At 64.2% G+C, this 21,551-nt stretch carries 24 protein-coding genes; 4 read left to right on the top strand and 20 right to left on the bottom strand.

The window, feature by feature from the left end; genetic code table 11:
• Positions 1–28: 28 nt before the first annotated feature.
• The 9 genes from N511_RS0105860 to N511_RS0105820 form a co-directional block, all read right to left on the bottom strand.
• Positions 29–469: a YchJ family protein gene (locus N511_RS0105860; RefSeq protein ID WP_027678435.1), complete on the bottom strand. Its 441-nt coding sequence runs from the start codon at positions 467–469 to the stop codon at positions 29–31.
• On the bottom strand, positions 469–1,167 hold the full coding sequence (locus N511_RS0105855; protein WP_027678434.1) for an HAD family hydrolase: 699 nt from the start codon (positions 1,165–1,167) through the stop codon (positions 469–471). The genes N511_RS0105860 and N511_RS0105855 overlap by 1 nt, the downstream gene beginning before the upstream one ends.
• Before the next feature lie 27 nt (positions 1,168–1,194).
• Complete coding sequence (locus N511_RS0105850) at positions 1,195–2,325, bottom strand: acyl-CoA dehydrogenase family protein (protein WP_027678433.1); 1,131 nt, start codon at positions 2,323–2,325, stop codon at positions 1,195–1,197.
• A gap of 10 nt (positions 2,326–2,335) precedes the next feature.
• On the bottom strand, positions 2,336–3,049 hold the full coding sequence (locus N511_RS0105845) for an SDR family oxidoreductase (protein ID WP_027678432.1): 714 nt from the start codon (positions 3,047–3,049) through the stop codon (positions 2,336–2,338).
• A 9-nt stretch (positions 3,050–3,058) separates the two neighbouring features.
• Entirely contained in the window at positions 3,059–4,249 is a 1,191-nt protein-coding gene (locus tag N511_RS0105840; protein WP_027678431.1) for an acetyl-CoA C-acetyltransferase, read from the bottom strand.
• A 679-nt stretch (positions 4,250–4,928) separates the two neighbouring features.
• The gene (can, locus tag N511_RS0105835; protein WP_027678430.1) at positions 4,929–5,609 is read right to left on the bottom strand and encodes a carbonate dehydratase; all 681 of its coding nucleotides are present in this window, start codon (positions 5,607–5,609) and stop codon (positions 4,929–4,931) included.
• Positions 5,610–5,632: 23 nt separating this feature from the next.
• The gene (aceK, locus tag N511_RS0105830) at positions 5,633–7,468 is read right to left on the bottom strand and encodes a bifunctional isocitrate dehydrogenase kinase/phosphatase (protein ID WP_027678429.1); all 1,836 of its coding nucleotides are present in this window, start codon (positions 7,466–7,468) and stop codon (positions 5,633–5,635) included.
• Between the two features lie 158 nt (positions 7,469–7,626).
• On the bottom strand, positions 7,627–8,808 hold the full coding sequence (locus N511_RS0105825) for an isovaleryl-CoA dehydrogenase (RefSeq protein WP_004633702.1): 1,182 nt from the start codon (positions 8,806–8,808) through the stop codon (positions 7,627–7,629).
• A 176-nt stretch (positions 8,809–8,984) separates the two neighbouring features.
• Positions 8,985–9,482, bottom strand: a complete 498-nt coding sequence (locus tag N511_RS0105820) for a MerR family transcriptional regulator (protein ID WP_027678428.1) — start codon at positions 9,480–9,482, stop codon at positions 8,985–8,987.
• 184 nt (positions 9,483–9,666) lie between these two features.
• Between N511_RS0105820 and N511_RS0105815 the strand changes: the two genes are divergently transcribed.
• Both N511_RS0105815 and N511_RS0105810 read left to right on the top strand, forming a co-directional pair.
• Positions 9,667–10,746: an MBL fold metallo-hydrolase gene (locus tag N511_RS0105815; protein ID WP_027678427.1), complete on the top strand. Its 1,080-nt coding sequence runs from the start codon at positions 9,667–9,669 to the stop codon at positions 10,744–10,746.
• A gap of 34 nt (positions 10,747–10,780) precedes the next feature.
• On the top strand, positions 10,781–11,167 hold the full coding sequence (locus N511_RS0105810; RefSeq protein ID WP_027678426.1) for an antibiotic biosynthesis monooxygenase family protein: 387 nt from the start codon (positions 10,781–10,783) through the stop codon (positions 11,165–11,167).
• Between the two features lie 67 nt (positions 11,168–11,234).
• Here N511_RS0105810 and N511_RS0105805 read toward each other — a convergent pair whose 3' ends face one another.
• The 5 genes from N511_RS0105805 to argS all read right to left on the bottom strand — a co-directional run bounded on the left by N511_RS0105805 (position 11,235) and on the right by argS (position 16,367).
• Positions 11,235–12,080 (bottom strand): helical backbone metal receptor, encoded by an 846-nt coding sequence (locus N511_RS0105805; RefSeq protein WP_027678425.1) that lies wholly within the window; start codon positions 12,078–12,080, stop codon positions 11,235–11,237.
• On the bottom strand, positions 12,077–12,877 hold the full coding sequence (locus N511_RS0105800; RefSeq protein WP_027678424.1) for an SDR family oxidoreductase: 801 nt from the start codon (positions 12,875–12,877) through the stop codon (positions 12,077–12,079). Before N511_RS0105800 ends, N511_RS0105805 begins: the two co-directional genes overlap by 4 nt.
• A gap of 111 nt (positions 12,878–12,988) precedes the next feature.
• Entirely contained in the window at positions 12,989–13,645 is a 657-nt protein-coding gene (locus tag N511_RS0105795; RefSeq protein ID WP_004633713.1) for a thiol:disulfide interchange protein DsbA/DsbL, read from the bottom strand.
• A gap of 160 nt (positions 13,646–13,805) precedes the next feature.
• Positions 13,806–14,516, bottom strand: a complete 711-nt coding sequence (locus tag N511_RS0105790; protein ID WP_027678423.1) for an SPOR domain-containing protein — start codon at positions 14,514–14,516, stop codon at positions 13,806–13,808.
• A 60-nt stretch (positions 14,517–14,576) separates the two neighbouring features.
• A complete protein-coding gene (gene argS, locus N511_RS0105785) occupies positions 14,577–16,367 on the bottom strand; it encodes an arginine--tRNA ligase (protein WP_027678422.1) in 1,791 nt (596 codons plus the stop codon).
• Between the two features lie 174 nt (positions 16,368–16,541).
• Here argS and N511_RS0105780 point away from each other — a divergent pair, with 174 nt between their 5' ends.
• Positions 16,542–16,865 (top strand): DUF1840 domain-containing protein, encoded by a 324-nt coding sequence (locus N511_RS0105780; protein ID WP_012760972.1) that lies wholly within the window; start codon positions 16,542–16,544, stop codon positions 16,863–16,865.
• 109 nt (positions 16,866–16,974) lie between these two features.
• Here N511_RS0105780 and N511_RS0105775 read toward each other — a convergent pair whose 3' ends face one another.
• From N511_RS0105775 to N511_RS24730, 3 genes are all read right to left on the bottom strand, one after another.
• Complete coding sequence (locus N511_RS0105775) at positions 16,975–17,532, bottom strand: ferritin-like domain-containing protein (RefSeq protein WP_027678421.1); 558 nt, start codon at positions 17,530–17,532, stop codon at positions 16,975–16,977.
• Between the two features lie 31 nt (positions 17,533–17,563).
• On the bottom strand, positions 17,564–17,989 hold the full coding sequence (locus N511_RS0105770) for a DUF883 family protein (RefSeq protein WP_027678420.1): 426 nt from the start codon (positions 17,987–17,989) through the stop codon (positions 17,564–17,566).
• A 141-nt stretch (positions 17,990–18,130) separates the two neighbouring features.
• A complete protein-coding gene (locus N511_RS24730) occupies positions 18,131–18,304 on the bottom strand; it encodes a DUF1328 family protein (protein ID WP_004633727.1) in 174 nt (57 codons plus the stop codon).
• 219 nt (positions 18,305–18,523) lie between these two features.
• Here N511_RS24730 and N511_RS0105760 point away from each other — a divergent pair, with 219 nt between their 5' ends.
• Entirely contained in the window at positions 18,524–19,966 is a 1,443-nt protein-coding gene (locus N511_RS0105760) for a sensor histidine kinase (RefSeq protein ID WP_027678419.1), read from the top strand.
• 85 nt (positions 19,967–20,051) lie between these two features.
• On the opposite strand, the gene N511_RS0105755 is transcribed toward N511_RS0105760, so the two are convergent.
• The 3 genes from N511_RS0105755 to N511_RS0105745 all read right to left on the bottom strand — a co-directional run bounded on the left by N511_RS0105755 (position 20,052) and on the right by N511_RS0105745 (position 21,439).
• Complete coding sequence (locus N511_RS0105755) at positions 20,052–20,192, bottom strand: entericidin A/B family lipoprotein (protein WP_004633731.1); 141 nt, start codon at positions 20,190–20,192, stop codon at positions 20,052–20,054.
• A 72-nt stretch (positions 20,193–20,264) separates the two neighbouring features.
• Positions 20,265–20,705: a response regulator gene (locus N511_RS0105750; RefSeq protein WP_027678418.1), complete on the bottom strand. Its 441-nt coding sequence runs from the start codon at positions 20,703–20,705 to the stop codon at positions 20,265–20,267.
• Positions 20,706–20,806: 101 nt separating this feature from the next.
• Positions 20,807–21,439 carry a response regulator gene (locus tag N511_RS0105745; protein WP_009277190.1) on the bottom strand — a complete coding sequence of 211 codons (633 nt, stop codon included), beginning with the start codon at positions 21,437–21,439 and terminating at the stop codon, positions 20,807–20,809.
• Positions 21,440–21,551: the final 112 nt, after the last annotated feature.

The raw sequence follows: 21,551 nt of genomic DNA, 5'->3' as shown, positions 1-21,551 counted from the left end.
GGCAGCAGTGCGGGAAGGTCGGTGCGGTTCAGTCGGGGAAGGTGCCGTCGACGTACAGCCAACGGCCTTCGGCGGATTCAGCGCCGCTGGCGTCCAGGCGGACGAAGCGGCTGGTTTCATGCAGGCGATGCGCGCGGCCGCCCACCTTGTAGCGGGCGACGAATTCCACCGTCGCGTGCGTGGCGTCTTGCGGCGTGTGGCGCTTGACGTCCAGGCCGAGCCAGCGCGTGGCGGCGGCGTCTGCTTCGCTGGTCTCCAGGTCGGTGGGGCAGGTGGATGGATGCCACGTGCGCCGCAGGTACGCCGTATCGCCCAGCACATAGGCGCTGTAGCGCGAGCGCATCAATTGTTCAGCGGTGACCGGCACGGCGTCGCCTGCGTGGAACGGGCCGCAGCAGCGCGCGTAGGCGCCGTTGCCGCACGGGCAAGCGTCGGCTGGGCCGATGGACCGGGTTTGTGCAGCAGGCATCAGGCCAGCAACTCCGGCAGCTCCGGCAGCTCGCGCATGTCGGTAAACGCGCGCGTTGCACCGGCGGCGATCAACGGGCCGGGCGCGTTGCGGCCGGCGTACGCCAGCACCGTCATGCCGGCAGCGTGCCCGGCAGTGACGCCGGTTGGGCTGTCCTCGATCACCAGGCAGCGCGACGGCGATACGCCAAGGCTGCTGGCGGCCAGCAGATACACATCGGGCGCGGGCTTGCTGCGCGCGACTTCGGTGGCCGAAAAGATGCGCACGTCGGTCGGCCGGAAATGCTCGATCAGCCCGGTGCGGTTGAGCTGCAGTTCAACCTTCATGCGATCCGCGCCGGAAGCCACGGCCATCGGCAGCCCGAGCCTGGACAGCACATCGATGGCGTGCCCGATATGCGGTACGGCTTCCACTTCGGCTTCGAGCAGCGCGTTGCGTCGCGCCTGGAACGTCGACAGCCAGTTCGGCGGCAGCGGTGCACCGCGCATCTCGGCAATCGCATCGAGTTCTTCGCGGATGGCCTTGCCCAGGAAGCGCTGGATGGAATCTTCCAGGCTGATGCTGATGCCAAGCTCGGTCAGCATCTCCCAGATCAGCCGGTTGACGATGGGTTCGCTGTCGACCAGCACGCCGTCGCAATCGAAGAGGATCGCGTCAAAGCGCGGGTGGTTCGAAACAGGGGAAGTCACTGCAGTCATGCCTGGTGCGTTGAGAGTTGAGACCGCCTACGCCAGCGCGCGGGCGATCAGGATTTTCTGGATATCGCTCGTGCCCTCGTAGATCTGGCACACGCGCACGTCGCGGTAGATGCGCTCCACCGGAAAGTCGCTGACGTAGCCGTAACCGCCGAAGACCTGGATGGCATCGGAGCAGACGCGCTCGGCCATCTCGCTGGCGTTGAGCTTGGCCATGGCGGCCTCTTTCAGGCACGGCAGGCCGGCATCTTTCAGGCTGGCCGCATGCCAGACCATCTGCCGCGCCACATCGACGCGCGTCGCCATCTCGGCCAGGCGGAACTGCACGGCCTGGTGCGCAAACAGCGGCTGGCCGAAGCTCTCGCGCTCCTTGGCGTACGCCAGCGCGGCTTCAAAGGCTGCACGCGCCATGCCCACGCTCTGCGCGGCAATGCCGATGCGCCCGCCTTCCAGCCCGGACAGCGCCATCTTGTAGCCGGCGCCTTCTTCACCCAGCAGGCAATCGGCGGCGATACGGCAGTCTTCGAACACGATCTGCGCCGTGTCGGACGAGTGCTGGCCGAGCTTGTCTTCGAGCCGCGCGACGATGTAGCCCGGCGTGTTGGTCGGCACCAGGAACGCGCTGATGCCGCGCTTGCCTGCGGCCTTGTCGGTCACGGCCATGACGATCGCCACGTCGGCATGCTTGCCGCTGGTGATGAACTGCTTCACGCCGTTGAGGACCCAGTGGTCGCCATCGCGCACGGCCGTGGTGCGCAGCGCCGATGCGTCGGAGCCGACGTGCGGCTCGGTCAGGCAGAACGCGCCCAGCATCTCGCCGCGCGCCAGCGGCACGAGCCACTGCTGCTTCTGCGCATCGTTCGCAAACGCCATCAGCATGCTGCAGACGGGGCAGTTGTTCACGCTGATGACGGTGGAGGTGCCGCCGTCGCCCGCGGCAATCTCTTCCAGGATCAGCGCCAGCGACAGGTAGTCGAGCCCCGCACCGCCGAGTTCTTCCGGCACGGCCACGCCATAGGCGCCCAGCTCGCCGAGCTGGCGGTGCACGTCTTTCGGGAACGTCGCATCGCGGTCCCATGCGGCAGCGTGCGGGGTGATCGCCTCGCGCACGAAGGTGCGGATGGCGTCGCGAATCATCTCTTGCTCTTGGGTCAGCAGCATTGTTTCGGCCTCACCATGCAATGACGCTGCCATCGTAGTTGCGGAAGCCGCCGTTGTCGGCGCGCGTGGCGCCGGCAATCACGCGGCGGATGCCGGCCACGCTTTCCTGCGGCGTGATGGCCGCGCCTGCACCGCCCATGTCGGTCTGCACCCAGCCCGGGTGGAAGGTCAGGCACGTGGCGTTCTTGGTATCGAGCGACACGGCGCGCAGCACGGCATTCACCGCGGCCTTGCTCGCGCGATACAGCCAGCCGCCGTTGCTCTCCATCTCGCCGATGCTGCCCATGCGGCTGGAGATGACGGCAAGCACGCCGCCGGCCTCATCCGCACCATTGCGTCCGGCTTCCACCATGGGCAGCACGGCGGGCAGCACGCTCATCGGGCCCCACACGTTGGTGTGCATCACGGCATCGAAATCCGCCTGGCTGACGGGCGTGGCGCCCTGCGTGCGCGGGCCGTAGATGCCCGCCACGTAGATCGCCACGTCCAGCGCTTCGCCGTCGAGCTTCCATGCAAGGCCCGCGACGGCGTTGGGGTCGGTGAGGTCGAGCACGTGCGTTTCCGCGCCCAACGCCTGCAGCGCCTGCGCGGCTTCCTGCGTGCGCACGGTGGCGATCACGCGCCAGCCATCCGCGCGGTACTGCGTGACGGTTTCCAGGCCGATGCCGCGCGACGCGCCCAGGATGAGCGCGGTGCGCGTGCGGCGCGATGTTGCGTTCGTCATGCGCGCGCCTTAGTAGAGTTCGATGCCGACAGCCGTGGCCTCGCCGCCGCCAATGCACAGGCTGGCCACGCCGCGCTTGCCGCCGCGGTGTCGCAGGGCGCCCAGCAGCGTCGCGATCACACGTGCGCCCGAGGCGCCGATCGGATGGCCCAGCGCGCACGCGCCGCCGTTCACGTTCACCTTCTCGTGCGGGATGCGCAGGTCGTGCATCGCGGCCATCGGCACCACGGCAAATGCCTCGTTGATCTCGAACAGGTCGACGTTGCCCGAGTTCCAATCGAGCTTCTTGAAGAGCTTGTCGATGGCCGTGACCGGCGCCGTGGTGAACCAGCCGGGTTCTTGCGCGTGCGTGGTGTGGCCGAGCATCACCGCCAGCGGCGTGATGCCCAGCTGCTTGGCAGTCGACTCCCGCATCATCACCAGCGCAGCCGCACCATCGTTGATCGACGAAGACGATGCGGCCGTCACCGTGCCGTCCTTCTTGAACGCGGGCTTGAGCGAGGGGATCTTGTCGACCTTGATGCGGCGCGGGCCTTCATCGGTGTCGATGACGCTATCGTCACCCTTGCCGGCTTTGCCCGACACGGTGACGGGCGTGATCTCCCAGCGGAACGCGCCGGATTCGGTCGCTTCCTGCGCGCGGCGCACGGACGTCATCGCGAAGTGGTCCTGGGCTTCGCGCGTGAAGCCGTACTTCTCGGCGCAGTCCTCACCGAAGGTGCCCATGGCGCGGCCCTTTTCATAGGCGTCTTCCAGGCCGTCGAGCATCATGTGGTCGTAGATCATGCCGTGGCCGATGCGATAGCCGCCACGGCCTTTCGGGATCAGGTACGGCGCATTGGTCATGCTTTCCATGCCGCCCGCAACCACCACGTCGACCGAGCCCGCGAGCAGCGCGTCATACGCATTCATGGCCGCGCGCATGCCCGAACCGCACATCTTGTTGACCGTGGTGCAGCCGACCGATAGCGGCAGGCCCGCGCCCAGTGCGGCCTGGCGTGCCGGTGCCTGCCCCTGGCCCGCAGGCAGCACGCAGCCCATGATGACTTCTTCGATCTGTTCCGGTTTCAAGCCCGCACGTTCGACCGCAGCGCGAATGGCAGCGGCGCCGAGTTGCGGGGCAGTGAGGCTGGCGAGTTCGCCCTGGAAGGCGCCCATCGGGGTACGGGCTGCTGAGGCGATGACGATGCGGTCGGACATTGCTGCAATCTCCTGGAACTGTGCTTGGGACATGTTCTGCACTTGTGGTGCAGGGGTTGTGTGTCTCTTGCTTGTTGGGTGGGCCTTGTTGGTCCATCTCCGTTTCGTCCCCTGCCGGGGCCGACTCACTTTCTTTGTCTTGCCAAAGAAAGTAAGCAAAGAAAGGCGCGCCCGAGATGGCGACCCCTTCCTTGAATTTGTGTAACCGGGCGGAGAAGGACCGAAACTCGGCCCTAAAGGGCCTCAAACAGCGGTCCTTCTCTTTTTCCGCCCGCTTACACAAATTCAAGGCGCCATCTAGGGCAGGGTACGGCCACACAATCTGTGTGCTGTCCTGGGTGGCTCTTGTTTGTTGCTGTGTTGCTCGCTCCGCTTTGCGTTGTGCTGCCGATTTCTACTGCACTCGTGGTCGACGGTTTGGCCGTTGACGTTACTGCCCTAGATGGCGCCTTGAATTTCTGTTGCAGAGAGGAAAAAGAGGGGAGGCTTTTTTGGGGGAGGGGGTTTGCCTGTCCTCCCTCTCTGCGACATAAATTCAAGGAATCTTTCGCCATCTCGGGCGCGCCTTTCTTTTGCTTACTTTTCTTTGGCAAGACAAAGAAAAGTGAGTCGTGCCCGGCAGGGTACGAAAGGGGGATGAACCACCAACATCAAATCCATCCCTCAAAAAAGCAAAAGCTCAAAACCCCACCGGACTAGGCACACTCCCTTCCTTCCCATAGTTCAACCAAGCATCAGCAAGCTGCGCATGCAGTTCCTCATTCGAACTCGCCGCCATCCCCAGATTGCGCAGCATCCCGTCCTTCACGCCATAGATCCAGCCATGAACCGTCAGCGGCTGCCCGCGATCCCACGCGTCCTGCACGATCGTCGTGAGGCACACGTTGTTGACCTGATGGATCACGTTCAGCTCGCACAGCCGGTCGTGCTGATCCTGCTCGCGGACCACCGTGCCCAGATACGTTTCATGCTGCTCGGCCACATCCCGCACGTGACGAATCCAGTTGTCAGCCAGGCCGAAGCGTTGCTTCGTCAGCGCGGCCTTCACGCCTGAACAGCCGTAGTGGCCCACCACGGTGATGTGCCGGATCTTCAGCACTTCCACCGCAAACTGCAGCACCGACAGGCAATTCAAGTCGGAGTGCACGACGACGTTGGCGATGTTGCGGTGGACGAAAACCTCGCCCGGCGGCAAGCCGATGATCTGGTTGGCCGGCACGCGCGAATCCGAGCAGCCGATCCACAGGTATTCCGGGTTCTGCTGGTTGGCCAGATTCGAGAAGAACGCCGGGTCTTCAGCGTTGACCCGCTCGACCCATTTGCGGTTGTTCTCGAACAGCTCTTTGATGCGATGTGGCATGGTTTCCCGTCGTGGTGAGAGGGTTAAGCGGCGGCGCGCTGCAGTGTCGCGTTGTCTTGCGCTGCGTTGTCGGGCGCGCTCGCGCCGTAGCGATTGACGAAGCGCTCCGCTGCGTCATACGCGTAGAAATCGTGCATCTGCCCGGAGAGCAGGCGCTCCTTGTATCCCTGCCACATGGACGCTTCGAAGAAGTCCGCGTGGTGTTTGAGGAAGGCTTCACGCACGCGCGGATCGCCCAGCAGAAACGTGCGGTACGTCTCCGGAAAAATGTCGTGCGGGCCGACGTTGTACCAGACCTCGCCGGACATTTCCTCTTCTTCCGTGCGTGGTTCGGGCACGGTGCGGACGTTGCAGTCGGTGAGGTATTCGATCTCGTCGTAGTCGTAGAAGACCACGCGGCCGTGGCGCGTCACGCCAAAGTTCTTGTACAGCATGTCGCCCGGGAAGATGTTCGCGGCGATGAGTTCCTTGATGGCGTTGCCGTATTCGATGATGCCGTGCTCGACCTGCGCATCGGTGCCTTCCTGCAGCCAGATGTTCAGCGGCGTCATGCGGCGCTCGATGTAGACGTGCCGGATGACGATCTCTTCGCTGCCGTCTTCGCTGCGCTGGTATTCGACCATCGACGGCGCGTGCTTCTCCAGCTCCTTGATGAGGTCGTCGTCAAAGCGCGAGAGCGGGAAGGACACGTCGGAATACTCCAGCGTATCCGCCATGCGCCCGACGCGGTCGTGGCGCTTCACCAACTGATACTTGCTCTTGATCAGCTCGCGCGTGGTTTCCTTGGGCGGCGGGAAGTAGTCCTTGATGACTTTGAACACGTACGGGTACGACGGCAGCGTGAACACCAGCATCACGAGGCCCTTGATGCCCGGCGCGATGATGAATTTGTCCGACGAATGCTGCAGGTGATGCAGGAAGTCGCGATAGAAGAGGTTCTTGCCCTGCTTCTGCAGGCCCAGCGAGGTGTAGATCTCGGCGCGCGGCTTGCGCGGCATGAGGTCACGCAGGAACGTCACGTAGGCGGACGGAATCTCCATGTCCACCATGAAATACGAGTGCGTGAACGAAAACAGGATCAGCAGCTGTTCCTGCCGCAGCAGCACCGTGTCGAGCGAAAGCTGGCCCGCGGCATTGCGCAGGATCGGCACGGCCAGCGGGAACGTCTTGTCGCCGTTGATCACGCGCCCGATGATGTACGCGGCCTTGTTGCGGAAGAACAGCGACGACAGCACGTGAATCTGGAAATTCGGCGCGATGCGGAAATCGCCGAAGTGCTCGCCTACCGCGCGCACCACGTAACCAATGTCGCGCTCCAGGTCTTCAAACGGTGCGTTGAGCTGGAAGTTGTGGACGATGCGCTCGAAGCAGGCGCCCAGGCCGTCGCGCGTGCCGGGGTAGTACGCGCGGTACGTCGGCTTGGTGGGCGACTCTTCGTTCTCGATGTACTCCGTCGAGATGGCTGGCCGCACGAAGATGAAATCGTTGTTGAAGTACGAACGGTGCAGGATGCGCGTGCACACCGAGTTGAAGAAGGTCTCGGCCAGTTCCGGCTGGTGATGGTTGGTCAGCAGGCCGATGTAGTGCAGCTTGATCTGGCGCCAGATCTCGTCGTCGATGTTCTCGGCGTCGTATTCGTCTTCCAGGATGACCGAGGCTTCACGCACGCGCTCGTCGTAGTAGGCGATGCGGTCGCGCTGCAGTTGCTGCAGGCCGGCCCAGTCCCCGGTCTCGAACGCCGTCTTGGCCTGCACGCTGACTTCGCGAAACAAGCGGTAGTGCTTGTCGAAGCCGTCGAGCATCGTGCGGGCGACGTCAAAGGCGATCTGCGACGAGAGAAGCTTGGGAAAATGGGACATGGCGTGTGCGCGGGGAGGGCAGGGAAGCGGCAAAACCAGCAAACCAGGCAGACCTAGATTGTAGGGTCTTCGGTACCGTGTTCGCGTCCTGAAACCGTTGCGCCTCCTTATCCGTTTGGCTGATGGCCCCGTGCCCCAGCCCCGCTTGCACTCGCCAGTTACATTGTCTCTGCGTACAGCTCGCGGCCGATCAGCATGCGGCGGATTTCCGACGTGCCGGCGCCAATCTCGTACAGCTTGGCGTCGCGCCACAGGCGGCCGACCGGGAATTCGTTGATGTAGCCGTTGCCGCCCAGGATCTGGATGGCTTCGCCGGCCATCCAGGTGGCCTTCTCGGCGGTGTAGAGGATCACGCCGGCGCAGTCCTTGCGCACCTGGCGCACGTGGTCGCGGCCAAGCGAGTCGAGGTTCTTGCCCACCGTGTACAAGTACGCACGGCACGCCTGCAGCGTGGTGTACATGTCGGCCATCTTGCCCTGGATGAGCTGGAATTCGCCGATGCTCTGGCCGAACTGCTTGCGATCGTGGATATACGGCGTGACCACGTCCATGCAGGCCTGCATGATGCCGATCGGGCCGCCGGAGAGCACCGCGCGCTCGTAATCCAGGCCGCTCATCAGCACCTTGGTGCCGCCGTTTTCCTGGCCGAGGATGTTCTCCACCGGCACTTCCACATTCTCGAACACCAGTTCGCCCGTGTGCGAGCCGCGCATGCCGAGCTTGTCCAGCTTCTGCGCCACCGAGAAGCCCTTCATGCCCTTCTCGACGATGAACGCCGTCATGCCGCGCGCGCCCAGTTCGGGCTCCGTCTTGGCGTAGACGACCAGCACGTCGCAGTCCGGTCCGTTGGTGATCCACATCTTGGTGCCGTTGAGCACGTAGCGGTCGCCTTTCAGCTCTGCGCGCAGCTTCATGCTGACGACGTCCGACCCGGCATTCGGCTCGCTCATGGCTAGCGCGCCCACCCATTCACCGGAAACCAGCTTGGGCAGGTATTTGGCCTTCTGGGCCGCCGTGCCGTTGCGGTGGATCTGGTTCACGCACAGGTTCGAGTGCGCGCCATACGACAGGCCCACCGACGCCGATGCGCGGCTGATCTCTTCCATGGCGATCATGTGCGCCAGGTAGCCCATGTTGGCGCCGCCGTACTCCTCGGCCACCGTGATGCCCAGCACGCCCAGCTCGCCCATCTTGCGCCACGCATCCATCGGGAACTGATCGGTGCGGTCGATTTCGCCGGCACGCGGTGCCAGCTCGCCTTGCGCCCAATCGCGCACGGCCGAACGCAGCATCTCGATGTCTTCGCCCAAGTCGAATTTCAGGCCGGGCAGATCAATCATGGTGGTCTCCTTGGGCGCGGTTCAAGCCGCGTTGTCTCGGGTAAGTGGTCTGGCGCTGTGCGGTGCACACCGCTTATGGCGGGCACACCGGTGCCGGGAGGGTGCTGCGAGGTGTTGCGTATTGTATTGACGTTTACGTAAACGTCAATGACTTGGCGATTACGTAGATTTGCGGATCAGGCGGCCTTGCGTCGCTTGGGCGGCTTGCCCGTTCCGGCCTGCGCATCCTCCAGCAGCCGGCGGCATTGGCGTTCGTGCTGGTCGATCTCGGCCAGTTGCGCGTTCAGGTCTTCCAACTGCTGCGTGAGCACCGCGCGATGCTGCGCGAGCGACGCCAGAAAGCGCTCCAGCTGCGGCACCGTATCGCGCGGCGATTCATACAGATCCAGGATCTCCTTGATCTCGCCCAGCGACAGACCGAGCCGCTTGCCGCGCAAGGTCAGCTTCAGGCGTGTGCGTTCGCCGGCCGAATACACGCGTCGACGCCCGCCCGGGCCCTGGCGGTCCGGGGCGAGCAGGCCCTGATCCTCATAGAAGCGGATGGCGCGCGGCGTGATGTCGAACTCGCGTGCAAGGTCGGTGATGGTAAAGCTTGCGTCGGCAAGCGCGCCGGCATCGCCCGATTCAAGATCGGCGGCAAGCGCGGCGGCGGCAGACGGAGTAGAGGCAGACATACGGCGGGAACGGAGTAACGACAGAGGTGTGATGACACATGCACGCCGGCCAGCGACATTAAGTTTTCGCTTAAGATGGAAGACCGGCGGCGAATTGACGTTTACGTTAGCGTCAATGTCGCCAAACCGCAATCGCAGAGACCGCCGCACAGCAGCTCAAGGCGGCGACCGAGACCACATTCCCATGAACGCGCTCGAACACCAACTCGACTATCCCTTTGGCGACACGCTTCCCGAAGGCGGCACGCGGTTTGAAGTCGCCCCCGGCGTCTACTGGCTGCGCATGCCGCTGCCGTTTGCGCTCGATCACATCAACCTCTGGCTGCTGCGTGATCGGCAGGACGGACAAGATGGCTGGACGATCATCGATTGCGGCATCAACCACGAAGCGATCCGCGGGTATTGGGAAAGCATTTTCACGAACCACCTGGACGGCCTGCCGGTGCTGCGCGTGCTGGTCACGCACTGCCATCCGGACCACGTTGGCCTGTCGAGCTGGCTGTGCGAAGGCGGCGATGAGAAACGCTGGAACGTGCGCCTGTGGATGAGCCTGGGCGACTACGCCTTCGCGCGCATGCTGGTGGGCGGCACCGGCGCATCGAACGCCGGCGGCGAATTTGCCGCGCGCCATTTCGAGCGCCACGGCTTGACGGACCCGACCTCCATCGAAGGCATCCGCAACCGCAAGGATTACTACAGCACGCTCGTGCCCGGCGTGCCCAGCCAATACCGCCGCCTGATGGACGGCAACGTCGTCGCCATCGGCCAGCACCAGTGGCGTGTCATTACCGGCTTCGGCCATGCACCCGAGCACGTCGCGCTCTACAGTGAAGATGCCAACGTGCTGATTTCCGGCGACATGGTCCTGCCGCGCATTTCCACCAACGTGAGCGTGTTCGATCTGGAGCCTGAAGCGGATTCGCTCACGCTGTATCTGGATTCGCTGGGCAAATACGAGCCGCTGCCGGCGGACGTGCTGATCCTGCCGTCGCACGGGCGGCCGTTCCGCGGGCTGCATACGCGCATCCGGCAGTTGCGCGACCACCATGCGGACCGGCTGGCCGAAACGTTGGCTGCGTGCAGAGCCGCGCCGCAATCGGCCCGCGACATCGTCAACGTCATCTTCAAACGCCAGTTCGATGTGCATCAGATGACCTTCGCGATGGGCGAGGCGCTTGCCCACCTGCATGCGCTGTGGCATCAAGGCGAACTGGTGCGCGAAACCGGCGCGGACGGTATCGTTCGATTCCACGCAGCTGCATAAACCCAACAACCCGTGCCTTTCAACGGAGCCGCCCATGGCTGACCAGCATGACGTTCTCGACGACAGCGCCGTCGTCTTGCCGTTTCCCGCGCAAACGCCGACTGCGCCGTATTACGCCGTGATCTTCGCTTCCACCCGCACCGAGGGCGACAACGGCTACGGCGCCATGGCTGACCGTATGGTGGAGCTGGCCCGCAGCATGCCGGGCTTTCTCGGCATCGAATCCGTACGCGATGAGCTGGCCGGCGACCAAGGGAGGCCGGGCATCACTGTGTCGTATTGGTCGTCGCTGGAAGCCATTCGCGAATGGAAGAACCAGAGCGACCACCTTGCCGCGCAGAAGCTGGGGCGCGAGCAGTGGTATGCGTCGTACCACCTGCGCATTGCCAAGGTGGAGTACGACTATGGGTTTGTGCGATAACGCATCGCTCCGACCAACAAAAAACCCGCCAATTGGCGGGTTCTTTTTTTGTGGGCCGCTGGAAGGTCTAACGCAACGTCTTCGCAAATTGCCCCAGGTACCGCACACCCTCGATCGCGCGGCTGCCGTACCACGACACCATCTCGCCATCGACGAGATAGACCGGCTTGCCGATCTGCTTTTCCAGCGCGTCGACATGCTCTTCGGTAAAGCTGTAAGGCTCGGTGGAGAGCAGCACGCAGTCGATGTTGCGCACGACGTCATCGCTCCAGCGGAACGTCGGGTAGCGCGTGTCGGGGCGGTTGGGGCGGGCGCAATCGCCGCTCTTGTCGGTGCCGCATTGCACGGGCGCCGGATCGTCGGGCCAGGTGTGGCAGTTCACGAGTTTGAGCATGCGCGAGATGTACGTATCGCGCGACACCGTCATCCACGGGTCTTGCCAGATGGCGTACAGCACGCGATGCGGCAGGAAGTGGCGGCCGCGCAGCGCCTCCAGCTCCTGCGTCAGCGCATCGGATAACTTTTGCGCCTGCGCTTCGCGGCGAAAGATGCCGCCGAGCAGCTGGTACAGCGCGAGATTGTCTTCGGGCGAGCAAGGATGCGTGACGATGATGTGCGGGATGAACTCGCGCAGCTTGTCGACGGTCGGGCGCGTGTTCTCGTCAATGTTGACGATGACGTGCGTGGGGGCCAGCTCGCGCAACTTGTCGAGTTTGACGGTCTTGGTGCCGCCAACCTTGGGCACGTTGCGCACCGCTTCGCGCGGGTGGATGCAGAAGCCGGTGCGGGCGACGAGCTGATCGCCCAGGTCGAGCGAGAACAGCAGATCGGTAATCGAAGGCACCAGGCTGGCGATGCGCGGTGCGGTGTCGACGGGGGCGTGGGCAAGCCCAGCCGCATCGGTGTAAGTCATGACGAAATCTCGGGGTTGCGGGGTTTGCGCCCGGCGCGCGCAAACGCAAAGTCATAGAGCCCGCGCGGCAGCACGTGCAGCAGCTTGGCAACGATGCCCATCGGCCAAGGCAGCACCGTGAAGCGCACGCCGCGACGGATCGCATTCACGGCTTTTTGCGCGAAGCGGTCCACCGGCATCAGGAAGGGCATCGGATACGGGTTGTGTTCGGTCATCGGCGTGCGGATGTAGCCGGGGGCGATCGTCACGACGCGCAAGCCCAACGGGCTGAACTCCACGCGCAGGCTCTCCATCAGTTTGATGACCGCCGATTTGGACGCGCTGTAGGCCGCCGCACCGGGCAGGCCGCGCACGCCCGCCACGCTGGCAACGCCGACCAGCGTGCCGCCGGGCCGCCCAGGTTTGGCGCGTGCCAGCATCGGCGTGACGAACGGCTGGAACGTGTTGAGCACGCCCATCCAGTTGGTGTCCATTACCGCTGCAAAGGCTTTCAGGTCGCCCGGTTCGCGCAAGTCCGTACCGACCGAGATGCCGGCGTTGGCGATCACCACGTCGGGCACGCCGACCGTGGCGATGAATGCGCTGGCCACGTCGCGCATCGATTCGGCGCTGCGCACGTCGGCGGCGTAGCAATGGCAGCGGCTCTGGATGCCGGCCGGCAGCGTCTGGACAAATTCGTGCAGCACGTCGACACGCCGCGCGACCAGCCCGATCGTGGCGCCTTGCGCTGCGTATTGACGTGCCAAGGCTTGGCCGATGCCGCTGGAAGCGCCGGTGATGAAGACGGTCTCGCTCATGTCGATGTCCTGTTGGTGTGAAGAAGGCCGACGCACAAAAAACGCCCGCACAGGGGCGGGCGTCGATGGCGGTGTCACGCCCGGGCGGATGCCCGGAAACGCGGCAACCGGTCACATCTTGCGGTTGCGCACCTGGTCGACGAGGTAGTCGAGCGTCTGGGCGGCGCCCACGTTGCTGCCGGCATCTGCCGGCGACGTGGTGTACTTGCCCTGCACAACGACGGTCGGCACGCCTTCGATCTTGTACTGATCGGCCAGTTGCGCGGCGCGTTTGGTATTGGCGTTCACACTGAACGAGTTGTAGGTGTCGCGGAACTGCTTCTCGTCGACGCCGTTGGCGGCCATGAACTTTGCAATGTCATCCAGTTCGGACATCGAGCGGTAGTTCTTGTGCAGCTGGTCGAACACGCGGTCATGCAGCGTCTTGCCGCTGGCGTCCTTGGCGTCGAGCTTGCCGAGCGCTTCCAGCGTGTAATAGATGCGCGTATGCGGTTCCAGCTTGGCATTGAAGGCCACCGGCACGCGCTTGATCACGACGTCCTTGCCTTGCTTGGCGACCCACGCCGTCCAGGTGTTTTCAAAGTCGTAGCAGTGCGGGCAGCCGTACCAGAAGAACTCGGTCACTTCGATCTTGCCTGCGGGCACGGGCTGCGGCGTTTGCAGCACTTTGTATTCCTTGCCGGCGGTGGGCGCGGCGTTGGCCGGCGCGGTCATCAGGAAGCCGGCGCCAGTGGCGAGGGCGATCAGGAAAGCAGCGAGTTTTTTCATGGTGAATGGACGACGAATTAGACGACGAACTGGACGAAGCGACGGAAAAACCAGCGAAATCCAGCGCAGAACCGACAGACGCCGCTGTCAGCGTCACTGAGACTCAGGTTTCTGACCGATCACAGCCCGCCGGGTTCACAGCGGGCTGCACGACTTGACGTTACTGGCGAGCGAAGCGAATGACCGACGATTCCACGCCGGTCGACTGCAGGCGGCCGCGCACGGCGGTCATCTCATCGAGCGAATTGAACGGCCCCAGGCGCACGCGATACATCGTGGTGCCGTTCACCTCGCGCTGCGTCACCTTGGCTTCAAAGCCCTGCATGGCCAGATTGCCCTTCTGGCGCTCGGCATCTTCGGACGATTTGTAAGCGCCCACTTGCAGGAAGTAGCCCGTCTTGGCGGCATCTTGGCGGGCGATCTCGGCAATCGGGTCCGTCACCGGCTTTTCGTTGGAGGCGGTGACCGGCGGCTTGGCCGGCTTGGCGGCGGGCGCGCTTGCCACCTGCGGGGCCGAGCCAGGCTGGGCCGGATGGATGGTGATGCCCGGCGGCGGATTGTTCTGATCCGGGGCCTGATCGACCGGCTTGGCCGGCACGCGGCTCCACAACGGCGCGTTCGGGTCAGCGGCCTGCGGTGCGCTGGCTTGCGGCGCGGGCTGCACCGGCGTCGGCAGCGTGTTGACCACGTTGCCCGCTTCGCTCGGCTTGGGCTGCGCGCCGCCACGCGACACGAAGGGTACCGGCGCCTTGGTGATGTACACCGCCACCACCACGGCGATCGCCAAACCGACGATCAAGCCCAGCACCAGACCCAGAAACGTGCCGCCCCGTTGCGAGCGGGCACGGGAAGATTGCGTATTGCGTGCCATGTCGATCCTTCTAGAAGCGCCCGATTATAAGAGCGCCGTGTGATGCCAAATCGTGCGCGTTTACATCTTTTGCGGCGCCGACACGCCGATTACCGCCAGCCCGTTGCGCAGCACCTGACGCGTGGCAGCCAGCAGCGCCAGGCGGGCACGCTTGACGGCCTCGTCGTCGACCAGCACGCGATCGGCGTTGTAGAACGCGTGGAAATCGCCTGCCAGGTCGCGCAGGTAGAAGGCCACGGCGTGCGGGGCCAGCTCGCGCGCGGCGTCGGCCAGCATGTCGGGGAATGCGGCCAGGCGTTGCACCAGCGCCGTCGCCTGCGGACTGACATCCGGCCCCGTCACGGCAGCCAGATCAGCGCTGGTGAGCGAGGCGGCGTCAACGCCGGCGCGCTCGAACACCGAGCAGATGCGCGCGTGGGCGTACTGCACGTAGTACACCGGGTTTTCGTCGCTTTGCTTGAGCGCCAGATCGACGTCGAAGACGAATTCGGTATCGGCCTTGCGCGACAGCAGGAAGAAGCGCACGGCGTCGCGGCCACGCGTGAAGCGCGCCGGCCAGTTCGGCTCGCCGGCTTCCACGCAGGCGCGGATGGTGTCGACGCCGGATTCCGATTCAGCGTCGCCGTTGGACCATTCGATCAGGTCGCGCACGGTCACGTACGAGCCGGCGCGCTTGGAGATCTTCACCTCGGCGCCGTCCTTCATCACCGTGACCATCTTGTGCAGGACGTAGTCGGGGTAGCCCTTCGGGATGCCGATGTTCAGGCCCTGCAGGCCGGCGCGCACGCGCGCGATGGTGCCGTGGTGGTCGCTGCCCTGCACGTTGATGACCTGCTTGAAGCCGCGGCCCCACTTGGTCGTGTGGTAGGCCACGTCGGGCACGAAATAGGTGTAGGCGCCGTCGGACTTGCGCATGACGCGGTCCTTGTCGTCGCCGTCGTCGGTCGTGCGCAGCCACAGCGCGCCTTCCTGCTCGTACGTCTTGCCGGCGGCAATGAGCGCGTCCACCGTCTGCTGCACCTTGCCTTCGGTGTAGAGCGACGATTCCAGGTAGTAACGATCGAACTTCACGCCAAAGGCCTGCAGGTCGATGTCCTGCTCGTTACGCAGATACGTCACCGCAAAGCGGCGGATGGCTTCGAGGTTTTCCACATCGCGCTCGCCCGTCACGGGTTCGCCATCGGAGGCGCGTACGGTCTTGCCTGCCAGGTAATCGGCGGCGATGTCGGCGATGTAGTCGCCGTTGTAGGCGGCTTCGGGCCAGTTGGCGTCGCCGGGCTTGTAGCCGCGTGCGCGGGCCTGGACGGAGACGGCGAGGTTATGGATCTGGACGCCGGCGTCGTTGTAATAGAACTCGCGGTGGACCTTGTGGCCTTGCCAATCGAGCAGACTCGCCAGCGCATCGCCCAGCGCGGCCTGACGGCCGTGGCCGACGTGCAGCGGACCGGTCGGATTGGCCGAGACGAATTCCACCAGCACTGGAGCGCCGTCATGCGTGTTGGCGGCGCCGTAGCGGTCGCCTTCGGCAAACACGGCGGCGATCACGTCGGCACGCGCGGCGGCAGACAGGCGCAGGTTGATGAAACCCGGGCCGGCGATTTCCACGGCAGCCACCAGACGCTGGCCGCGGGCATCGGCGCGGATGGCATCGGCGATCTTGCCGGCCAGCTCGCGCGGGTTGGTGCCCAGCGGCTTGGCGAGCTGCAGCGCGACGTTGCAGGCGATGTCGCCGTGCGCGGCCTGCTTGGGGCGCTCCAGGACGATCTCCGGTCGGGCTTGGCCCTCGGGCAGCAGGGAGCCGACGGCGTCGGACAACAGTTGGGCGATCGTCTGTTTGTGGGAGGGCAGCATAAAGAAACCATGACGCCGGCAGTGCTGAAATGGATTGAAATCCAGTTGTGGCGCCGCCAGTTGCGTTGTTCGGGGAAAAGTACGAAATTTTATCAGGTGAGCCGCGGTCTCAGACGTATCCGCCCCCAGTCGTGGCAATCCGTGGCCCACCCAACCAAGGGAAACGAAGAAATCATGATCACCTTTACTTCGCACGCTTCGCAAAAATTCTCGATGCAGAAGGATCTCGCCATGGTGCTCCTGGGCGTGATCGGCAAGACGCTGGGCGAGCGTGGTGTCATCACGCCCGAAGAAATGCCCCACGCCATCGATCGTCTGAAGCGTGCCATCAAGGATGACACCCACCAGGCGCATATCAAGGTGGCAGAGCTGTCAGCGTCCGAACTGGACGAAAACGGCGAGGAAGAGCCGCCGCACCTGGGGCAGCGTGCGTACCCGTTGCTGCACATGCTGGAAGAGTCGCTGGTCGAACAATCCAGCGTGCTCTGGGGCGTCTGAGCGCCGCACGGGCCAAAAAAATGCCCGGCCGCCAAACGGGGCGGTCCGGGCATCCGGCCACAGGGGCCGGGAGCGGGGGAGGGGGGCTGGCGCTGGCCGGTGTCTCGTCTTATTGGTCGTGGAGCATGTCGGACAGCTCGTCCGCGTGTTCTTCTTCCACGGCCAGAATCTGCTCCAGCACGCGCCGCGTGGTGGGGTCCCGGTCGCCGATGTAGCGGATCATCTCCAGGTAGCTGTCGATCGCGATCCGCTCGGCCACCAGGTTTTCCTTGATCATGTCGACCAGGTTGTCGGCTTCGACGTATTCGGAATGGCTGCGTGTGGACAGCCCTTCGGGATTGAAATTGGGCTCCCCGCCCAGTTGCACGATGCGAGCGGCGATGCTGTCGGCGTGTCCCTGTTCCTCGTTGGCGTGCACCAGGAATTCTGCGGCGATCGGTTCTGCGTTGATGCCCTTGGCCATGAAATGGTGGCGCCGGTAGCGCAGCACGCAGATCAACTCCGTCGCCAGCGCCTCATTCAGCAGCCGCAGCACGGTCTCCCGGTCGGCTTTGTAATCTTCGGTCACCGCACCTTCTTCAATGTGCTTGCGGGCACGTTCGCGCAAGGTCTTGATGTCGGTGAGGAAGCCGCTTTCCGAGGGGGCGGCGACGTTGGTCAGACTCATGTGGTTGCTCCTGCGGTGATTGGCGTAGAGGTTATTCGCGGGCGTCGCGACGGCCGCTGCCGGCCAGCGCCACGACCAGGCCGATCGCCGCGCCAATCGCCACGGCCACGCCTACCGACTTGAACGGTGCCGCGGTAATGGTTTCTTCCGTGCGGCCGAGTGCCCAATCCATGCGTTCGCGGGCCTGGTGGGCACGGTCATTGGCGGCGCGGCGCAACTGGTCGGCGCGCGCGTGCAGCGTGCGGCTGGCGCGGTCGGCCTCTGCGCTGCCTTCGTCGGTCAACGTGTGGATGGCGTTTTCAAGCGAGCGCAGCAGGCTCTGGACGTCTTCCACGGCCGGGCGGGAGGCGCTGCGGGCGTGGTCGACGGCGTCGCTGGCGCTGTCCATGACGCGGCGCGCGCGGTCGTTGACATCATCGATTCGACTGCGGACGCGATGGTTGGCAAAAAGTGACATGGTGAGGTTCCTCATCGTGGCGCCGCCGGGAGGCACACACCTGCGGCGCGGTTGTCTTGAGTGCGCTTCGACTTTTGCGAAAGCGGGCCGCGTGTCAACGGTTTAGCAAGACACGGGCCGCGCTTCAGCCGGGTGGTAGCGCTAATCGACGGCCTTGAAGACCGTGACGCCCAACACCAGAAACAGCACGAACAGCACTACGAAGATGAAGAACAGGACCTTGGCGATACTCGCTGCGCCTGCGGCAATGCCGGTAAAGCCCAGCACGCCGGCCACCAGGGAAATGATGGCGAAGATGAGTGCCCATTTCAGCATGTTGTCGTCTCCGGTTCGGATGGATGGATGCAGGGCACTGCGCATTTCGTGAAGCGGGCGCCCCGCGGAGTACTCCCACGCACATTGCGTGCCTGACCGGGGTGCGCCCCAAGTGTCGCCCGGGGCGCCCACGCGGTATCATCCGAAGTGCCAAAAAAACACAAACGCAACGCGCGCCGCGTCGGGCGGTTTGACGCGTTTCCTATGGGTCTGCATGCCATGCGGTCATCCTTGCGCTCCACTCTGCTGCTCGCCGGCGGCATTCTGCTGACGCTCGGGGTGCTGATTGCCTCGGAGACGGGCAACATCCGCCTGAGCCAGGGCTATCGGCAGGTGATTCAGTCGCAGCAGGCTGAAACCGCCATCAACGAACTGCTCGCCGAGCTGGTCAACGCCGAGGCCGGCCAGCGCGGCTTCCTGCTCACGGGCAAGGACGAATACCTCGATCCGTACAACAAGGCCATCCCGCACATCCATGCGTTGATGGCGGAAATTCGCGATCACTACGCCAACGATCCGGACGCGCTCAAGCTGTTCTCGGAGACGGCGCTGCAGGTCAGCCGCAAGCTCACCGAGATGGAACTCACGCTCATCTACGGCAAGCGGGATCTGGAAGTGGCGCTCGACCTTGTGCGCACCGATTTCGGCAAGGCGTCGATGGAAGCGGTGCGGCAGGGGCTGGATCGATTGCGTCAGCGTGAGATCGCCACCGTGGCGCGCAGTCTCGAGCACGCCGAGCGCGATCTGGCGCTCTCGCGCTACGGCATTGCGCTCATCACGGCGGTCAACATCATCCTGCTGGTGGTGCTGGGCATGCAGCACGCCAAGCGTCTTGCCGTGACGGAGCGCGAGCGGGACATGGCCGAAGAGGAAAGCCAGAAGCTCGACCGCATGGTGCGTGAGCGTACGCGGCAGTTGAGTGACCTCGCCGCGCACTTGCAGCGCGTGACCGAAGACGAGAAGACACGCCTGGCCCGCGAGTTGCACGACGAATTGGGCGCCATCCTCACCGCCACGAAGATGGATCTGCACTGGCTGCGTTCACGCATTCACGCCAGCGAGCCCGCTGTCAGTGAAAAAATTACGCGCGTGATGGCCCACGTGGATCAGGGCATCCAGATCAAGCGCCGCCTGATCGAAGACCTGCGCCCGACGATCCTGCTGAACCTGGGTCTGGTGGAGGCGCTCTCGCAATTGACCGAGGACGTCGGCACGCGCAACGGCTGGCATACCGAAGTGAGCCTGCCCGACGACATGCCCAAGCTGACCGACGATGCGGCCATCGCGCTGTATCGCATCGTGCAGGAATCGCTGACCAATGCATCGAAATACGCGCATGCGACCACGGTGTCGGTGGCGCTCGATGTGGGTGAAGAGGGTGTGCGCTTGCGCGTGCGCGACAACGGCCGCGGCTTTCCCGCCGACATCGAGCGGCGCCGCATGGTCGGCCATCACGGCCTGCTCGGGATGGAGCAGCGTGCCATTGCGCTGGGCGGCACGCTGGTCATCGATTCAATGCCGGGCGGAGGCGTGACGATCATCGTCGAGTTGCCTCCGAACGATGCCGTCTTCGATCGGAGTGCCGCCAATGAACCGTCGGGCATGCAGGCGCTGACGGGCGGCATTGCGCCCGCGCCGGGCCGCGGCGGCGCGACGGTGTAAGCCGCCCGCCCTGGCGCATCGCCCAAACAAAAAGCCCCGCGATTGGGGCTTTTTGTTTTTGATGCCGGCGTCGCTGGCGCTGGCGTTACATCTTCTGCTTGGCGTTGTCGGCCGAGTTCTCCAGCTTCTGACCACCGGTCTGGATGTCCTTGCCGGCGCCGGCCATGGTGTTGCAGCCGGCCAGGAACATACACGTCACTGCAAGTGCGGCACACAAGGTCTTCATCGAACGCTCCTTGGGGTGAGAAATGGCGTGGCGCGCGCGGCGCGACGGCAGATGCTGCGCGCGCGAAGAATCTCAGGGGTGGAAATGCTGCGCGGGCTGCGGGCGCGGGCGGCCGACGCCGGCGCGCTCTTCGATGACCTCGAACACCTTGTCCAGCTCGAGCGACTTGTCGAAGAAATAGTTGGCGCCGGCTTCAAAGCAGCGCTGCCGGTAGGTCGGCACTTGCGCGTGGTTGGTGTAGACGATACGCACGCTGGGCGATGCTTGATCGCGCAACGTTTGGAGGACCTTGAAGCCGTTGCCCTGCCGCAATTGCAAGTCGACGATCACGACGTCGTAGTTGCCTTGTTCGAGGAGGCGCAACGCCAAATCTTCGGTGTCTGCCCATTCGACCGTCGCCACGAAGGCGGAGGCCTTGAGGTATTCCAGCACCATGCCGCGAAGCACAGGGGAGTCCTCGATCAGGAGGACACGCAGGCCACGGGCGGAGAGGGTGACGGCTTGATCCAGCATGGGTTGATGTTAGCCAGCGGGTTGCCGAGGTGGTATCAGGCGTTGTCCTACATACCCGTTGGGTTTGCGGCGCGCCGAGGGTTTCGGGCGCCCACGGGGGCTTACTCGACCAACCCGTTCTTGATGGCGTAATAAGTCAGATCGGCATTGGATTTCATGCCCATCTTTTCCAGAATCCGCGTGCGGTACGTGCTGACCGTCTTGACGCTCAGGAACAGCTCTTCCGCGATGATCGATACCGACTGTCCGCGGGCCAGCTTGCAGAAGATCTGGAACTCGCGCTTGGACAGCGTCTGGTGCAGCGGCTGGTCGGTCGGCTTTTCCAGGCCGCCAATCAGCAGTTCGGCCACGGTCGGGCTGACATAGCGACGGCCTTGCGACACGGTACGGATGGCCTTGACCAGCTCGTCCGGCGCGCTTTCCTTGGTCAGATAGCCCGAGGCGCCTGCACGGATCAGGTTGATGGCGTACTGGTCTTCCGGGAAGGTCGACAGGATCAGCACCGGCAGATCCGGATGGCGCTGGCGAGCCAGCTTGAGGGTGTCGATGCCGTTGCGATCGGGCATGGAAATGTCGAGCACCACGACGTCAAAGGCGCCGGTGCGCAGCTGCTCCATCACCTCTTCCCCACTGGCCGCTTCCCCCGCGACTTCGATGTCCCGCTCTTCGGACAGAAACTGTCGAAGGCCGGCGCGGACGATCTCATGGTCGTCCGCAATCAGGACGCGAATCATGCTGCTCCTTATGAGCGCGCTGGGCGGGTTGCCCGACTCCGTGCGCTGCGCTTGTTGGTTCGATACGACAGCAATTGTATCGGACTGTTGCGCCAAAACGGGGCCCCTCTTG

The organism is Ralstonia sp. UNC404CL21Col, assembly GCF_000620465.1.
Classification (GTDB): Bacteria; Pseudomonadota; Gammaproteobacteria; order Burkholderiales; family Burkholderiaceae; genus Ralstonia; species Ralstonia flatus.
This window is presented reverse-complemented; position numbering and strand designations above follow the sequence as displayed.

Coding starts and splice junctions, on each gene's coding strand:
- N511_RS0105860 (WP_027678435.1), bottom strand. CDS start 469: ATGCCTGCTGCACAAACCCGGTCCATCGGCCCAGCCGACGCTTGCCCG.
- N511_RS0105855 (WP_027678434.1), bottom strand. CDS start 1,167: ATGACTGCAGTGACTTCCCCTGTTTCGAACCACCCGCGCTTTGACGCG.
- N511_RS0105850 (WP_027678433.1), bottom strand. CDS start 2,325: ATGCTGCTGACCCAAGAGCAAGAGATGATTCGCGACGCCATCCGCACC.
- N511_RS0105845 (WP_027678432.1), bottom strand. CDS start 3,049: ATGACGAACGCAACATCGCGCCGCACGCGCACCGCGCTCATCCTGGGC.
- N511_RS0105840 (WP_027678431.1), bottom strand. CDS start 4,249: ATGTCCGACCGCATCGTCATCGCCTCAGCAGCCCGTACCCCGATGGGC.
- can (WP_027678430.1), bottom strand. CDS start 5,609: ATGCCACATCGCATCAAAGAGCTGTTCGAGAACAACCGCAAATGGGTC.
- aceK (WP_027678429.1), bottom strand. CDS start 7,468: ATGTCCCATTTTCCCAAGCTTCTCTCGTCGCAGATCGCCTTTGACGTC.
- N511_RS0105825 (WP_004633702.1), bottom strand. CDS start 8,808: ATGATTGATCTGCCCGGCCTGAAATTCGACTTGGGCGAAGACATCGAG.
- N511_RS0105820 (WP_027678428.1), bottom strand. CDS start 9,482: ATGTCTGCCTCTACTCCGTCTGCCGCCGCCGCGCTTGCCGCCGATCTT.
- N511_RS0105815 (WP_027678427.1), top strand. CDS start 9,667: ATGAACGCGCTCGAACACCAACTCGACTATCCCTTTGGCGACACGCTT.
- N511_RS0105810 (WP_027678426.1), top strand. CDS start 10,781: ATGGCTGACCAGCATGACGTTCTCGACGACAGCGCCGTCGTCTTGCCG.
- N511_RS0105805 (WP_027678425.1), bottom strand. CDS start 12,080: ATGACTTACACCGATGCGGCTGGGCTTGCCCACGCCCCCGTCGACACC.
- N511_RS0105800 (WP_027678424.1), bottom strand. CDS start 12,877: ATGAGCGAGACCGTCTTCATCACCGGCGCTTCCAGCGGCATCGGCCAA.
- N511_RS0105795 (WP_004633713.1), bottom strand. CDS start 13,645: ATGAAAAAACTCGCTGCTTTCCTGATCGCCCTCGCCACTGGCGCCGGC.
- N511_RS0105790 (WP_027678423.1), bottom strand. CDS start 14,516: ATGGCACGCAATACGCAATCTTCCCGTGCCCGCTCGCAACGGGGCGGC.
- argS (WP_027678422.1), bottom strand. CDS start 16,367: ATGCTGCCCTCCCACAAACAGACGATCGCCCAACTGTTGTCCGACGCC.
- N511_RS0105780 (WP_012760972.1), top strand. CDS start 16,542: ATGATCACCTTTACTTCGCACGCTTCGCAAAAATTCTCGATGCAGAAG.
- N511_RS0105775 (WP_027678421.1), bottom strand. CDS start 17,532: ATGAGTCTGACCAACGTCGCCGCCCCCTCGGAAAGCGGCTTCCTCACC.
- N511_RS0105770 (WP_027678420.1), bottom strand. CDS start 17,989: ATGTCACTTTTTGCCAACCATCGCGTCCGCAGTCGAATCGATGATGTC.
- N511_RS24730 (WP_004633727.1), bottom strand. CDS start 18,304: ATGCTGAAATGGGCACTCATCTTCGCCATCATTTCCCTGGTGGCCGGC.
- N511_RS0105760 (WP_027678419.1), top strand. CDS start 18,524: ATGCGGTCATCCTTGCGCTCCACTCTGCTGCTCGCCGGCGGCATTCTG.
- N511_RS0105755 (WP_004633731.1), bottom strand. CDS start 20,192: ATGAAGACCTTGTGTGCCGCACTTGCAGTGACGTGTATGTTCCTGGCC.
- N511_RS0105750 (WP_027678418.1), bottom strand. CDS start 20,705: ATGCTGGATCAAGCCGTCACCCTCTCCGCCCGTGGCCTGCGTGTCCTC.
- N511_RS0105745 (WP_009277190.1), bottom strand. CDS start 21,439: ATGATTCGCGTCCTGATTGCGGACGACCATGAGATCGTCCGCGCCGGC.